Source organism: Lacticaseibacillus sp. 30, from assembly GCF_053819265.1.
Genome location: NZ_JBSOQX010000036.1, coordinates 1 through 13881, shown reverse-complemented (window position 1 = coordinate 13881; position 13881 = coordinate 1). Strand labels below are relative to the sequence as shown.

Sequence of the window (13881 nt, the reverse complement as noted above, 5' to 3'; positions counted from 1 at the left end):
CATAGAAGTATATCAAAAATCATAGATCTTGGACAGCTTCTTAGAAAGTCCTGTATGCGAGCAGGGCTTTCTTTTTGTCTTCATTCAAATTTTTAACGTGCATTTGATTGTTGGGAAAAGCGAAGTTGCGTACAATTAGTTTAGATGTTTTAATTCCTAATGAAAGGCGGTGACAATCTTGAAGTCGAGTGCTGAATGGTCAACCAGGTGGCCTGAACGGATCAGCTATGGGTTAAGCGATGCCGCTGACAACCTGATTTTTCAAATGATGACGACTTATTTGCTGTTTTTTTACACCGATGTCTATGGTTTGACACCCAGTGCGGTCGCCATCTTGTTTGTGGTCGCCCGAGTAGCTGACGTCGTCGAAAGTTTTATCATCGGTATCATGATTGACCACGTCCATTCAAGATTTGGTAAGAGTCGGCCGTTCTTTCTGTGGTATTCGGTGCCTTACGTGGCCTTTGCGATTCTGACGTTTGTCACACCGAATTTCTCCTATGGCGGCAAAATGATTTGGGCTTACGTGACCTATCTTGGTCTGGGGTTCTTATACACCGCCGTTAATCTGCCAATCACATCAATTCTGCCGACGATGTCACAGAATACTCGTGAGCTGACACTGCTTGGGGTTATCCGCCAGTTCTTTGGCAGTTCAGTCCAAATCATCGTGGCAGTTTTCACACTGCCTTTGGTTTGGCTATTCGGCCACGGCAACCAGCAGAAGGGGTTTCTGGGAACGATTATCGTGTTTGGAATCATTTCACTGTTTTTGATTCTCAACACCTTCGTGCACGTGCGTGAACGCTTCTCCAATCCACACATTGCCCACCAACCGGTCAAGGTTGTTTTGAACATGTTAGCCCACAACCAGCCGTGGATTATCATGTCGATTGTGATCTTTATGTATTGGCTGGTCACGGCGATTAAGAATCAGACGACCATCTATTACTTCAAGTATACCCTTGGCGATGAAGGTTTGGTTCCCTGGGCAAATGGCTTTACCTTGGCGGCTTTAATTGGCGTGTTAATGATTATTCGACTGACCGATCACCAAAGTAAGAAGAAAACAATGTTACATGGGATATTGATTGCTTTAACCGGGCAGGCGATTATTGCTGCCGGAGTGTATGGTAAATGGCTGCTGGTTTTATTTGCCGGTGTCTTTATTAACTCAATTGGAAATGGCATTATCATTGGTCTGGTCTCGATTATGATTGCCGACACCATCCGATACGGTGCCAGCATGGGGATTCAGGCAGAAGGCATCTTAGCTTCAACCGATGATTTTGGCGTTAACTTTGGTCTGGGAATTGGCGGCTTGATTACGGCCGGCTTGTTTCACGTGTCGGGTTACGTTGCCAATCAGTCACAGAATGCGGCGACTTTATCGATGATCAATTGGAACTATGTTTGGATTCCACTGGTGATCTATGCCGGGATGTATCTGGTGTTGAATTTATATGATGAACAGCGAATTATTGATGCCATTGAAAAATAAAATTATGGTGAAAGTCGATTTGATACCCCAATCTAACCAAGCAACGCACCCATTTCCACGTCAGAAATGGGTGCGTTGTTTGGTTGGATGACCTGTTTCGGAAACATTTATGAATGCGGCGTCCTCAACTGCATATTACCATTGAAAAATTGTGGATACGCCAAATAGCACGATATCGTACTGCCAATACTAGTGGCTGCCATGAGCATAAAGGTGACCATGATCTGGTACATAATCGCCTTCGTAGGGTCGACACCAGCAAAAATCAGACCAGACATCATACCAGGGAGGCTGACAATTCCCACGGTTTTTGCCGAATCAATCGTGGGACTCATACCTGTTCGAATTGCTTCTCGTACGACCGTAATGGCGGTTTGGTAACGCGTCGCTCCCAAAGCCAACCTTTCCAACAACCCTTGGCGCTGATCATGGAACTGGCTGTTCAAGCTTCGGTAGGTCAAACCAATCGCAACCATCGCATTGCTGGCAATCATACCAGAAACCGGTACGATTTGACTGGGAACAAAGGCAATCGCTTTCGCTAAAACCAGCAAGCCAATTGTGACCCCCGTGGCAACGGCAATGGCAAGCAGACTGATCACAAAAGCATGGGGAATGCCCCTGGCACGTCCTCTCGCATTCCAAGCAGCGTTGAAGACAATGATCGCTACCATGAGAAGTGTCAGCCAAGCTCGGTTAACTGAGATGATATAGGTCAGGACGTAACCAACAATTGTCAGTTGAATAACGGCACGGATGACGCCGATTACCAAATCTTTTTCAAGACCAATTTTTTCTTTGAGGCTGATAAAAAATGCGACAGTTACTAAAGCAACTGCAAAAAATAAAGCCGTCGGGGTAACAATCAGGTGATTCATGCTGTCACCTCCATTCTGCCGTCAACAATGGTGATGAGCCGATCGGCTGCCGCCAATTCAGACTCATCGTGCGTGACAGTGATAATCGTGACGCCTTGTTTGGTGAAGTTAGCCATTACTTGATGGACAGTATCTTTTGTTGCTGCATCCAGCCCAGTTGTAATTTCATCTAATAACAGCACTTTTGGCGTGAAGATGAGATTGCGAATCAACGCGACACGCTGTTTTTCACCACCAGAAAGTTCCGTAATGTTCTTTGTCAGCATATCGGCAGGGAGATTCACATCTGCCAAAGCTTTTACCATTCGATCGTGATTGACCGGCTTTTGGCGAATTTGAAAAGGAAAGGCCAGATTGTCTTCAACTGTCTCACCAAAAAGACTGGGTTGCTGATAACAATAAGATACCATGCGACGGTACGCCGTCGTTTCATATTCTTGCTGTGGCTGACCCGAAAATATAATTTGGCCTTCTGTGGGTGTTAGCAAGGTGGCTAATAATAACAGTAAGGTGCTCTTACCCGACCCGGAAGGACCACTAATGGTCACAAATTCTCCCGGTGCCACCTTAAAAGAAATATTAGCCAATAGTGTTCGTCGTGAGACTGTTAAACCAACGTTTTGTATGTCAAAAATTGCATCTGCCATTTTTGATTCCCCCATTTTCGTTTTCTATTATGGGTCGCAAAATACTTGAAGAAATTGCTTTCGAACGGGTCATCTGCCGGGAGCAAAATTGTTTTACCTCTAAAAACATCTTTATCATACTCGATATAGGCATTCACTTCTTTTTCAATATCAGACCATTGAGTATAGAATTCGTCGTTTTTCACGTTCTTAGCTCGTGAAAGCTTCTCCTTAGTCCTTGCCATAGCTCCACCACATCCTTTATTTAGTCTTAAACCTTCCCTGTTTAGAAGTAATCTTCACAATTATAACATTAGAATTTACGTTCGTTTTGCTTATCCTTTTGTACAAAAATAGACGCCTGAACTTTCACGGCGGCCATATTTGGTGGTGATCTTGGTGGGGTACGTACTAAATATCTCACCAAATGACCCATTTCACTTCAATCAAAGCGTCGTTAAATCAACGTTCTGGTTTCAACTTCACCTACTTCTTTATTCCCAATGGCAAATTACAAGTTTAATCCGAACAAGCCCGGAATCTTTCAATGGCAGTCTTTTGATGATGTATTTTTAATGGTCGTTGATTAATTAGTTCAAGTGCTGCTAGGATCTCATCAGTCGTTACTTGGCTAAAATTGGTCTTTTTCGGGAAGAACCAGCGTAACCGTCTTTTAAAATATTCATTGGAACCTCGCTCCCATGGTGAATATGGATGGCAAAAATAAACTTTGATCGGATCTGGTGCAAACAGTCTGAGAGATGACCATCTAACCAGCTATTGATCCTATGTTGAAGGTTATGCAGCTAACAATGCTTCTAATTCGTCCACGACTGAGAACCCGATGAGACTTAACTCTCGTCGGGTTCTTTTGCGTATTGCGTGAACAATTTCCACACCGCTCAACGTTGCACTAGCGGTTCGAATGCTTTGAAAGCTTGCTGAGCGGACACGATGACGTTTAATGAATCGGTGGTCCTGTTCAATCAAATTATTTCGATATTTGGAACATTGGTGGGCTGATTTGCTCAAATAGTCTTGCTTTATCAGGTGCTTCACTGCTTTCAGTGTTGCCCGATATTGATCAGTGACTAATCGATCAGGCCGACCATTGGTCGTCAAGAGATGCTTCAAAAAGTGATAGGATGCGGTATAATCGCGGTGTTTTCGTAGCTCAAAATCCATGGTCAAACCGTTATTGTCAATAGCGCGATACAAATAGGCCCAACGGCCTTTAACTCGAATATAGGTCTCATCGATTCGCCAACTTTTAGCGTGAGCTGTTTGATGCCGACGCCATAGAGCCTTAAAGATGGGGCCATAGTGATGAACCCAACGCATGACCGTGGTGTGATGAACAGTGATACCCCGATCCCGAAGCAATTCAACGATGTCACGATAGCTGAGACTGAATCTGAAATAGTAGCCAACGGCTACTAAGATGATGTCCTTTTGAAAGTGGCGTCCCTTAAAGTGATTCATGCGCGCAATCCCTCGTTTCTTGGCACCCAGTATATTAAAATCAAGTCAGCGAGGAAAATTTGCACCAGAACCAGAAAAAGTCTTTAAAAGAATATCAAAACGAAGTTCTCACTACTGCTAAAAAGACCATGAAGTCTAATGATGTTGATTATGTCGCTGAAGATTTGCGTTCACCATGTACTCAAGAAATTGCTGTCTTCCGAGCTTTTGCTGAGTTAGTCGCCCAAAATGATAGTGACGTCGTTGTGGTTGATACGGCTCCGACTGGTCATACACTCTTACTGTTAAACTCGACCCAAAGCTATGCTCAAGAAGTTGCCCATACCTCCGGCAGCGTCCCACAAGCAGTCGTTAATCTGTTACCAAGACTACAAGATCCTAAGCAAACTGAAATTGTTATGGTAACGCTACCAGAAGCCACGCCGGTTTATGAATCAATTCGGTTAGATGACGATTTGAAGCGAGCCAGTCTAGCTCATACTTGGTGGGTGGTCAACCAAAGTATGTTGGCAACTCAAACCACTGATCCATGTTTGCTGGCTCGAGTGCAAAGCGAAGTTAAATGGATTGATCAGGTAAAAGAGCTTTCGAATAATTATTTTGCTGTTATGCAATGGCAACCAAATTACGAAAAAACGCTTTTAACGGTTTAATTAATTAAAGGAAAAAAATAATTAATCAGTTTAGGAGGTATCATGCAAGTCTTTTTTGCCGTTGGAATTTTCTTACTCACATTATTATTCGTTATCTGGCAACCTAGAGGATTATCAATTGGATGGACAGCCGTTGGTGGTGCAATTTTAGCATTATTGTTTGGCGTGGTGAGTTTTAAAGATGTTGGAACAGTTACCGGAATTGTCTGGAATGCCACCCTATCTTTCGTGGCTATTATTCTGATTTCACTCATTTTAGATCAAATCGGATTTTTTGAATGGGCCGCCTTACACATGGCTCGCTGGGCAAACGGTCACGGTATTCGCATGTTTATTTTGGTGACCACCTTAGGCGCCGTCGTTGCTGCCCTTTTTGCTAATGATGGGGCTGCTCTGATTCTTACCCCCATTGTTTTAGCAATGGTTCGTGCCTTACATTTTGATGAAAAGCAAGTTTTCCCTTTTATTATTGCCAGTGGCTTTATTGCCGATACCACTTCTTTACCAATGATTGTTAGTAACTTGGTAAATATTGTCTCTGCAGACTTTTTTGGAATTTCCTTTTCAGCGTATGCGTTAAGAATGTGGATTCCTGATCTATTTTCGCTGTTAGGTAGTATTGGTATCCTGTATCTTTACTTTCGAAAAGCATTGCCACGAAAATTTGATGCCACTCAGGTTGCGGAACCCAGTTCTGCACTAAAAGATCAGCGACTTTTCAAGTTTTCATGGGTCGTCTTAATCCTCCTATTGATTGGTTACTTTAGTAGCGGTTTCTTAGGAATCCCCGTCTCCTTTATCGCACTGAGTATTGCGGCTATTTTTCTGATAGTTGGTCAAAGAAGTTCCCATGTTAATGCGATGGCAGCGATTAAAGGAGCTCCTTGGAACATTGTCTTTTTCTCAATCGGTATGTATGTCGTAGTCTACGGCCTTCAGAACGTTGGTCTAACAACATTATTATCAGGTGTCATTACCGAAATCGCAAAAGGTGGTCGGTTTGCTGCCACAATGGGCATGGGCTACTTAGCAGCACTTTTATCGTCATTAATGAATAACATGCCGACCGTCATGATTAATGCACTATCAATCAAAGGCGCTGACGTTTCAGGGCTCATCCATCATACGTTAGTGTACGCAAACATAATCGGCTCAGATTTGGGACCTAAGATTACCCCAATTGGCTCTTTGGCTACATTAGTCTGGCTACATGTGTTAGCTCAAAAGGGAGTTAAAATTAAATGGGGGACTTATTTTAAAATTGGAATTGTAACCACGATCCCAGTGTTGTTTATTACCCTATGTGGCCTCTGGTTATCATTATCGATTTTTGGTTAGAAAATATAAATCACAATTACTTTGGAGATGAATAGAATGAAAAAAATAGAGCTTTTTGAACCAGCAATGTGTTGTTCAACCGGTGTTTGTGGTCCCAGCGTTGATAAGGAATTGATTCAAACAACTGCCATTCAGCGGTATGTCAGTGTGAATGCACAGGGGCAGGCCATGTTCATTCGTCGTAATTTAGCCCAGAACCCCGATGCCTTTGTTCGAAATCCGATTGTTGTCCAAGAACTAAAACGTCAGGGTATAAATGCTTTACCAATTACGTTAGTGGATGGTCAGTTGGTAAAAACCGGTGAATACCCAACCATTAACGAGTTTAGCAGTTACTTAGACATGGATTTAGTAGCTGCTTTGGTTCACTAATAGTTTAGATGGAGGATTAATGATGACACAAATTTATTTTCTATGTACTGGAAATGCTTGTCGAAGTCAAATGGCTGAAGGATTCGCTAAAAAAATTTTAGGCAATGATTGGCGCGTTGCCAGTGCGGGAGTCGAGGTGCATGGCTTGAATCCATTGGCTGTTAAAGTTATGGCTGAAAAAGGAATAGATATTTCCCAGCAAACATCAAAGTTAATTGATCCCGATTATTTGCTTCACAGTGACCTAGTTGTCACCTTATGTGGAGACGCTCGTGATCGCTGTCCAGTCACCCCACCAACGGTCAAGAAAAAGCATTGGCCACTTCCAGACCCGGCTTTAGCAGCTGGATCCGAACAGGATAGAATAGTAGTTTTTCGGAAGGTCAGAGATCAAATTGAGCAGCAGATTATTGACTTAGCAAAAGTCGGTAACCTCTGAGGAATCAGTAGGTCCGTAACCAATACGAATTTTAAAATAGCGGTAGAAAACCGTATATTCAGATAACAAACATTCTGAGTGTTCGGCTTCCTACCGCTACTTTTCGTATGGATGTTCCATTAACCCCATAAACGACATCATGCCATGAGTGGAACGGAACTCATCAAAGCAGAGTCGCGTGGGTAGCCGGCGAGCCGGTCGGAGTTTGAGATTTTGGTCAATGATCCGTTGAACCGAGGAGGCTGAGATTCCGATAATACGGGCGATGGTTTTGACTGGCAACCGTTCATGCGCTAACTTCATGATTCGCTCTGTCATGTGAGCGGCGATCGTGTGGTTGGGTTGCACGAGTGGCGTCTTGGCACTGACTGTGTGGTAACAGTTATGACAGCGCCATCGTTGCTTGTGCAAGTCAATGACTGTCGGCATTTCAACCCCATTGAGGACGCGCACGTGGGCCGTGTAAAACCCGTTAGGGTGCAAGGCCTCAAAGCCACACAGTGGGCACCGGGTTAACCGGTAAGTCAGCTCGGCATCAATCACATGATACTGGCGGCGACGTACCCCGTTGCCGCGATATTCATGACGAACAAAGGCAACTTTGATATTATGGTCTGGTATTCCAAGGACGGACAGTGTAGGATCGTATTGGGACATTTACTCATAACCTCGCTTGCTTTTGGTTTCGACGCTAACAAGCATAGCATGGACACTGAGTAGGTGTCTTTTTGCGTTATCCAAAAAGGGCCTATACGTTCAGTGTTGATTATTTCTCAACACCAGAAAGTGTAGACCCAGTTTATGGGGGCCTTCGGTCCCCAAGTAAAATCCATTACTGTTGATCATGGTAAAGAGTTTGCCAATTATCAGGCCTTAGAAAAGGATTATCAGATCAAAGGGTTCTGGTGCAAATTTTCCTCGCTGACTTGATTTTAATATACTGGGTGCCAAGAAACGAGGGATTGCGCGCATGAATCACTTTAAGGGACGCCACTTTCAAATGGACATCATCTTAGTAGCCGTTGGCTACTATTTCAGATTCAGTCTCAGCTATCGTGACATCGTTGAATTGCTTCGGGATCGGGGTATCACTGTTCATCACACCACGGTCATGCGTTGGGTTCATCACTATGGCCCCATCTTTAAGGCTCTATGGCGTCGGCATCAAACAGCTCACGCTAAAAGTTGGCGAATCGATGAGACCTATATTCGAGTTAAAGGCCGTTGGGCCTATTTGTATCGCGCTATTGACAATAACGGTTTGACCATGGATTTTGAGCTACGAAAACACCGCGATTATACCGCATCCTATCACTTTTTGAAGCATCTCTTGACGACCAATGGTCGGCCTGATCGATTAGTCACTGATCAATATCGGGCAACACTGAAAGCAGTGAAGCACCTGATAAAGCAAGACTATTTGAGCAAATCAGCCCACCAATGTTCCAAATATCGAAATAATTTGATTGAACAGGACCACCGATTCATTAAACGTCATCGTGTCCGCTCAGCAAGCTTTCAAAGCATTCGAACCGCTAGTGCAACGTTGAGCGGTGTGGAAATTGTTCACGCAATACGCAAAAGAACCCGACGAGAGTTAAGTCTCATCGGGTTCTCAGTCGTGGACGAATTAGAAGCATTGTTAGCTGCATAACCTTCAACATAGGATCAATAGCTGGTTAGATGGTCATCTCTCAGACTGTTTGCACCAGATCCCAACAAATTAACAAATCAAAAAGACTCAAAGCCTGAGTCCTTGTAGAATGGAATTACCACAACACCATATATGAGGAGAATCTGCCTTTGAGTCCGTACAATCATCTTACCTTAATTGACCGAGAAACGATACTCGTCGGCCTTAAAACAGGGCTGGCCCAGACTGAAATCACCACTCAGATTGGTCGTTCAAGAAGTACTGTTAGCCGTGAAATCAAACACAATGGCGGTTGGCAAAACTACTCGGCTGCCGCTGCACAAGCCAATTACAAACATGAAAGACTTAACAGTCATAGATAAAGGCTTCTTAGCGATTCCGAAATCAGAGATCGGATCATTAACTACACCGTCCAAGACCATTGGTTCCCTGAGCAGATATCGGCTCGATCATCGTACTCGCTTTGGTGACTGGGAAGGCGACAATGTGCATGGCAAGAGAGGGCGTTCAGCCTTGATCACGCTGGTCGACAGAAAGTCACGGTATCTCTTGTCAGAGTGTGTTACCAAAGTGAATTCAGAAAGGGTCAAACAGGGTATGATCGATTTGTTTTTGACCCTTTCGCCTAAACGGGTACAATCAATCACCCCCGACCGTGGGACTGAATTCTCTCAGTACAAGGAGATTGGCGAGGCGCTGGACGCAAAGATGTCCTTTCCAGACCCACATGCGCCACAATAGCGAGGTACGAACGAAATACGAATGGTCTAATTCGCGAATACTTTCCTAAGCACAGCAATCTGGACAACATAGATGACCAACAAATCGCCTTCTTCGTCGAACAACTGAATAACCGACCGCGCAAGGTCTTAGGCTGGAGAACTCCCTCCGAAGTCTTTTGGAACAAAAAGTTGCACTTGGTTTGAGAATTCGTCAAAACCTTTGATTTTGATCAAACTCCACCCTGGTTTTGTCTGAGGGGTTGGAACATCTTTTAACTTTAACTGTTCAGGACCGCCCGGCTGATCAATCACAATTGCTTTCAATTCTGATCATTCCCTTCTTCATTTTGCTACAGACTTACCATAACGCCAATTGAAGCGGGCTTCAGTCAAAGAAGCTTTTCCAAAAAGAAAAAGCCAAAACAACATAAGCTGCTTTGGCGACTTTGATTTAAATTTTTTGTTCAATCTTATCGATATCGACTTTCAAAACTCTGGTAATCCAAGGAAATTTCTTCTTCATTGTATCGAAGTCATCACCGGATGTTAAGAATTGGCCGGTCCCATAAACGTGAAAGCCGGCACCGGGTCCCTGGGTACCTTCAACCTCTTTACTCCCAACCGTTATAATCACGTGGTTGTCAGTTGAAAAATCCTGCTCTATGCTGTGCATGCCGGCCGCCGGAATCAGCAATTGCTTGTCTGTTACCTGGACGTATGACATCCAGGTATTAACAACGTGGGCTGGTTGCGCATTAATGGTTACAATTGTGGCAGGGCCTTCATGCTTCATGACATCTAAAAATTTTTGATCCATCGTAATACTCTCCTTCATCAACGTTTCAGTGATCGCAATTTGATCATTATCACCAATAATCATTTTACACCACCAAATTGATCAAAACACTTTTTTAAAAAGCGTTCTCCCGGATTTAAAATCTAAGTGCAACAAGTTCAAATTATACAAATAGGCCATGGTGGATTGAAGTCAATATTTGAGACAGATTTTAAGAGACATTCAGAACCGCCTCAAATGATAAATATATTCTTCAACATCAGTTGACGCAGAGCCATTTATTCTTCAATACCAGTTGACGTAGCGCCAAACTTTATTCGATTGATGTTCTTATCAGTTAAGTCAGTACTGCTTATTTAGTCGTCTCGGAAGCACCTGTGACCGCATCAGCTGTTGAAGTTTTCATGTCATTAATTGTTTGTACGTCTTTCCCTTCTACTCGAGAAGATAAGACCCTTTGAGGTTCACTTTGTGAGGCACTTGTAGTTGCATCAGGTTTACTATCGGGATCCTTGATAAGCTTTTGTCCAGTACGCTTCAGATAATCAGAGACAATTGGCCAAATGTCCAGGACCCATTCGTTAACACCACGATAACGTCCGTCTGCATCGTGCATAGCTTTGTAAAAATGCATAATGTACTTTTGGTTTATTTTATTTCCAGGTACTGGCATCGCGATAAGCTCTTTTTGCCCCTGACGTAAAGCCCAAATAACTTGTTGAACGTGCTCAACGGCTCGTTTGGGGTGAACTAAATCGGCAGTGTTGCCAACCTGTTTTGGATCCCTTGGTGCGAGCATAGCGTCGTGATCGAGAAAATGATTGTAATAAATAAATTGATCATTATCATCCATAAAAGTTAACTCTACAGGCATCGAGTTAAGGAACCAATTTAATTGATCAACTGTTAATACGCCACGATTCAGTTGGACATAATGATTCCCACTCGTTGCCTTAACTAGTTTAGCTGCCTTTTCCACCCAATCATCGGATATATCAATATCAATAGAAGTTTCGACAGGATGTTTTCCTGCAAGATCCTCTTGACGCCAAGGTTCTTGCTTTTTCTTTTCCTGTAGTGCGTCTAGTACATTAATCCAACGTATAAACTTGTTAATTACAGTGTCGAGAAAAGCAATTGTCTTTGAGTCCTTCAAGTTCCCTAACTCATCGAAGGCTTTCTTGGCATCAGCTAATAAAAACTCATCGCCAGGCATAACCAAAGCCCCAACGCCGGGTGATTCCATAATTTGACGAAGTGCAAGTTGAGCTCTTGAGGAACCCTGTGTATGCCAAGAAGCACCAACTATTAAGACTGGTTTCTGATTTAACGGATGTACTTTGTAAGACAACCATTCAATGACGTTTTTCATAGCAGGACTTGTTGTATGATTGTGCTCGGGAGTTGCTAGAATAACACCATCAGCTGATTCGATCTTATGTACTAGAAATTGGACAGCTGCGCTTTGAGTCTGATCCTTATCTTCATTAAACATCGGTATATTCTTAATTTCCAGTAGTTCAATGTCAATCTGTGAAGCATAGTGGTTAGCGATAAAAGTTAATAATTGCCGATTGTATGATATATCTGCAATACTTCCTGCAATTGCAACAATTTTCATAATTGTCCTCCTAGTTATCCTGCCAATTGACGTTTTTAGTTTGTTCTTTAGCTTGTTTTTGTGAATGAATCATTTGTTTGGTCAACTTAACAAAGACGGAAAAGTCTGAGAATAAACCGTTAAGCTGGACACCTAATCGTAAGTTCTTTAAATTACCGGAGTCATCAAATGCCTCTAGTGAGTGTCCTACTAAGAATTCAGAGCTTGGCATAATACTAGCCTTCAATTCAGGAGAATCTAGAATCTGCCGTAATTGAGCCTGAGCGCGTGAAGTGCCTAATGAACCATAAGATGCACCAACAATCATCACAGGTTTGCCAGCAAATGGGTGTATACGATAAGAGAACCAAGCAAGTGCAGAACTCAGCACAGCAGGTATGGCATGATCATACTCAGGTGTGGCAATAATGACACCATCAGCCTTCCGAATCTTTTCAGATATAACGTTGACGGCTTCCGGTATATGATCCTGGGAAGCCTTATAGAAAACTGGTAAATTACTAATGTCAACAATCTCAATAACTGCCTCCTCAGAATAATGTTTCTTCATATATTGAAGTAACTTGAGATTAGTTGACCGCTGTATATTTGTTCCAGCAATACCAACATAGTGCAACATTTGAACACCTTCCTTTCTAGGAAAATCACTCGAAAGGGTAACTTTACCTTACCCAGGATAATTATATTCCTTTTTAGCTTGTAGAGTAGCAATCTCGTCACTCTTAGAGAACGGCAGTGAACCTGATAACTTATAGTTAAGGAGATTTAATGAATTGAGGCCTTGACCGTTTGTGTATTGCCATTTTGATAGATAAAAACAGCGCCTAAATTATTAGGATCTTTCTCCCATCCTGGAATAGGCTTACCAGCAAAAAATAATCGCTTGGCTTCTAATTCACCCTGCAGAGAATCACGAGTAAATACAGTAACAGCAGCCAATTGGGTTTGTAAAGGATATCCAGTTTGAGGATCCAACAAATGATGATATCTTTTACCCCCTTTTATTAAAAATCGTTCGTAGATACCACTTGTAACAGCTGCACATGCAGGTTTAATGACCGTTCCAATGCCAATATTTCTTCCTTTATTGGGATCCTGAATACCAACTATCCATCGGCCATCAGATCGTCGTGGAGATTCTCCAACAAATAGTAAATTACCACCGAGATTAATTATTCCAGCCCTAATCCCATAGGCAAACCAAATAGACCGAATTTGATCAGCAATGAATCCCTTTGCAATTCCTCCAAGATCGAGCTCCATACCAGTTTTGACTAGTTTTACGGTGTGCAACGCATCATCCATAATAATGTTATCGGGATTGCTTAAAAGTAGCCGAGACTTAATGTCGTGATCGGATGGAACATTGGCACCGTTGAAACCTATCTTCCAAAGTTTGACAAGTGGTCCAATCAAGGCATTGAATCCAAAGTGCTTTTGGCTTGCTAGGACAGCATTTTTTATAAGTGCATACGTACCAGACGAAATCTCAGTATTGTCATATCCTGCTAGTTGATTTATGGTCATTATTTCTGAATGAGGTTGATTTACTGTCAACCTAGATTCTTGTTGCCTGATTAGCAATTCGGCAGCAACTAATGCAGAATTATCTTGCTCGCCAAATACCGACAAAACTATATTTGTTCCTAAAGCTCGTAATCGCTTCACTCGCCAAGTTAGCATTGTATCATCATTTCTATAAATACTGTATTTTGAATCACTTTTCTCATGATTTCCCTCTTCTGGTTGTAGTACGACCGAAGGTGTTTTTTTATGGAATTCCCGTGATCAAAGAGTTT

14 protein-coding genes and 5 pseudogenes are annotated in these 13881 nt (G+C 42.7%); 8 read left to right on the top strand and 11 right to left on the bottom strand.

Features of this window, described 5'->3' with window-relative positions; translation table 11 throughout:
• Nucleotides 1-178 precede the first annotated feature (178 nt).
• Nucleotides 179-1501: a glycoside-pentoside-hexuronide (GPH):cation symporter gene (locus ACWPAB_RS14505; protein WP_003581973.1), complete on the top strand. Its 1323-nt coding sequence runs from the start codon at nt 179-181 to the stop codon at nt 1499-1501.
• Between the two features lie 107 nt (nt 1502-1608).
• On the opposite strand, the gene ACWPAB_RS14500 is transcribed toward ACWPAB_RS14505, so the two are convergent.
• From ACWPAB_RS14500 to ACWPAB_RS14480, 5 genes and pseudogenes are all read right to left on the bottom strand, one after another.
• Nucleotides 1609-2379 carry an ABC transporter permease gene (locus ACWPAB_RS14500; protein WP_003581971.1) on the bottom strand — a complete coding sequence of 257 codons (771 nt, stop codon included), beginning with the start codon at nt 2377-2379 and terminating at the stop codon, nt 1609-1611.
• The gene (locus tag ACWPAB_RS14495) at nt 2376-3026 is read right to left on the bottom strand and encodes an ABC transporter ATP-binding protein (protein ID WP_016368446.1); all 651 of its coding nucleotides are present in this window, start codon (nt 3024-3026) and stop codon (nt 2376-2378) included. The genes ACWPAB_RS14500 and ACWPAB_RS14495 overlap by 4 nt, the downstream gene beginning before the upstream one ends.
• Nucleotides 2987-3250, bottom strand: a complete 264-nt coding sequence (locus tag ACWPAB_RS14490; RefSeq protein ID WP_003581966.1) for an adenine-specific methyltransferase EcoRI family protein — start codon at nt 3248-3250, stop codon at nt 2987-2989. The genes ACWPAB_RS14495 and ACWPAB_RS14490 overlap by 40 nt, the downstream gene beginning before the upstream one ends.
• A gap of 274 nt (nt 3251-3524) precedes the next feature.
• A pseudogene (locus ACWPAB_RS14485) lies at nt 3525-3740 on the bottom strand (transposase); the annotation flags it as partial.
• A gap of 63 nt (nt 3741-3803) precedes the next feature.
• Nucleotides 3804-4487 (bottom strand): IS6 family transposase, encoded by a 684-nt coding sequence (locus ACWPAB_RS14480; RefSeq protein WP_016386656.1) that lies wholly within the window; start codon nt 4485-4487, stop codon nt 3804-3806.
• A gap of 62 nt (nt 4488-4549) precedes the next feature.
• Here ACWPAB_RS14480 and ACWPAB_RS14475 point away from each other — a divergent pair.
• The 4 genes and pseudogenes from ACWPAB_RS14475 to arsC all read left to right on the top strand — a co-directional run.
• Nucleotides 4550-5140: pseudogene (locus tag ACWPAB_RS14475) on the top strand (ArsA-related P-loop ATPase); the annotation flags it as partial.
• A 42-nt stretch (nt 5141-5182) separates the two neighbouring features.
• Nucleotides 5183-6478 (top strand): arsenic transporter, encoded by a 1296-nt coding sequence (locus ACWPAB_RS14470; RefSeq protein ID WP_003582109.1) that lies wholly within the window; start codon nt 5183-5185, stop codon nt 6476-6478.
• Nucleotides 6479-6514: 36 nt separating this feature from the next.
• Complete coding sequence (gene arsD, locus ACWPAB_RS14465; RefSeq protein WP_003582108.1) at nt 6515-6850, top strand: arsenite efflux transporter metallochaperone ArsD; 336 nt, start codon at nt 6515-6517, stop codon at nt 6848-6850.
• Nucleotides 6851-6872: 22 nt separating this feature from the next.
• A complete protein-coding gene (arsC, locus tag ACWPAB_RS14460; protein ID WP_004563097.1) occupies nt 6873-7289 on the top strand; it encodes an arsenate reductase (thioredoxin) in 417 nt (138 codons plus the stop codon).
• Nucleotides 7290-7409: 120 nt separating this feature from the next.
• Here the strand turns inward: arsC and ACWPAB_RS14455 are convergent.
• A pseudogene (locus ACWPAB_RS14455) lies at nt 7410-7946 on the bottom strand (transposase family protein); the annotation flags it as partial.
• A 138-nt stretch (nt 7947-8084) separates the two neighbouring features.
• Between ACWPAB_RS14455 and ACWPAB_RS14450 the strand changes: the two are divergent.
• The 3 genes and pseudogenes from ACWPAB_RS14450 to ACWPAB_RS14440 all read left to right on the top strand — a co-directional run.
• A pseudogene (locus tag ACWPAB_RS14450) lies at nt 8085-8198 on the top strand (IS30 family transposase); the annotation flags it as partial.
• A gap of 61 nt (nt 8199-8259) precedes the next feature.
• Nucleotides 8260-8943 (top strand): IS6 family transposase, encoded by a 684-nt coding sequence (locus ACWPAB_RS14445; RefSeq protein WP_052915965.1) that lies wholly within the window; start codon nt 8260-8262, stop codon nt 8941-8943.
• Nucleotides 8944-9092: 149 nt separating this feature from the next.
• Nucleotides 9093-9869: pseudogene (locus tag ACWPAB_RS14440) on the top strand (IS30 family transposase).
• Here ACWPAB_RS14440 and ACWPAB_RS14435 read toward each other — a convergent pair.
• The 5 genes from ACWPAB_RS14435 to ACWPAB_RS14415 form a co-directional block, all read right to left on the bottom strand.
• On the bottom strand, nt 9813-9989 hold the full coding sequence (locus ACWPAB_RS14435) for a hypothetical protein (RefSeq protein WP_003582346.1): 177 nt from the start codon (nt 9987-9989) through the stop codon (nt 9813-9815). The pseudogene ACWPAB_RS14440 and the gene ACWPAB_RS14435 overlap by 57 nt on opposite strands.
• Nucleotides 9990-10116: 127 nt before the next feature.
• The gene (locus tag ACWPAB_RS14430) at nt 10117-10545 is read right to left on the bottom strand and encodes a hypothetical protein (RefSeq protein ID WP_003582348.1); all 429 of its coding nucleotides are present in this window, start codon (nt 10543-10545) and stop codon (nt 10117-10119) included.
• Nucleotides 10546-10813: 268 nt separating this feature from the next.
• Nucleotides 10814-12082 carry an NADPH-dependent oxidoreductase gene (locus ACWPAB_RS14425; protein ID WP_003582350.1) on the bottom strand — a complete coding sequence of 423 codons (1269 nt, stop codon included), beginning with the start codon at nt 12080-12082 and terminating at the stop codon, nt 10814-10816.
• A 10-nt stretch (nt 12083-12092) separates the two neighbouring features.
• Nucleotides 12093-12701, bottom strand: coding sequence for an NADPH-dependent FMN reductase (locus ACWPAB_RS14420; protein WP_003582352.1), 609 nt, complete (start codon nt 12699-12701; stop codon nt 12093-12095).
• A 146-nt stretch (nt 12702-12847) separates the two neighbouring features.
• Nucleotides 12848-13765 (bottom strand): FAD:protein FMN transferase, encoded by a 918-nt coding sequence (locus ACWPAB_RS14415; protein WP_003582354.1) that lies wholly within the window; start codon nt 13763-13765, stop codon nt 12848-12850.
• Nucleotides 13766-13881 lie beyond the last annotated feature (116 nt).

Bases quoted from the DNA above. Each gene is read 5' to 3' on its own strand.
- arsC (WP_004563097.1), top strand. From the start codon at position 6,873: ATGACACAAATTTATTTTCTATGTACTGGAAATGCTTGTCGAAGTCAA.
- ACWPAB_RS14425 (WP_003582350.1), bottom strand. From the start codon at position 12,082: ATGAAAATTGTTGCAATTGCAGGAAGTATTGCAGATATATCATACAAT.
- ACWPAB_RS14415 (WP_003582354.1), bottom strand. From the start codon at position 13,765: ATGCTAACTTGGCGAGTGAAGCGATTACGAGCTTTAGGAACAAATATA.
- ACWPAB_RS14445 (WP_052915965.1), top strand. From the start codon at position 8,260: ATGAATCACTTTAAGGGACGCCACTTTCAAATGGACATCATCTTAGTA.
- ACWPAB_RS14500 (WP_003581971.1), bottom strand. From the start codon at position 2,379: ATGAATCACCTGATTGTTACCCCGACGGCTTTATTTTTTGCAGTTGCT.
- ACWPAB_RS14480 (WP_016386656.1), bottom strand. From the start codon at position 4,487: ATGAATCACTTTAAGGGACGCCACTTTCAAAAGGACATCATCTTAGTA.
- ACWPAB_RS14490 (WP_003581966.1), bottom strand. From the start codon at position 3,250: ATGGCAAGGACTAAGGAGAAGCTTTCACGAGCTAAGAACGTGAAAAAC.
- ACWPAB_RS14495 (WP_016368446.1), bottom strand. From the start codon at position 3,026: ATGGCAGATGCAATTTTTGACATACAAAACGTTGGTTTAACAGTCTCA.
- arsD (WP_003582108.1), top strand. From the start codon at position 6,515: ATGAAAAAAATAGAGCTTTTTGAACCAGCAATGTGTTGTTCAACCGGT.
- ACWPAB_RS14420 (WP_003582352.1), bottom strand. From the start codon at position 12,701: ATGTTGCACTATGTTGGTATTGCTGGAACAAATATACAGCGGTCAACT.
- ACWPAB_RS14470 (WP_003582109.1), top strand. From the start codon at position 5,183: ATGCAAGTCTTTTTTGCCGTTGGAATTTTCTTACTCACATTATTATTC.
- ACWPAB_RS14430 (WP_003582348.1), bottom strand. From the start codon at position 10,545: ATGATTATTGGTGATAATGATCAAATTGCGATCACTGAAACGTTGATG.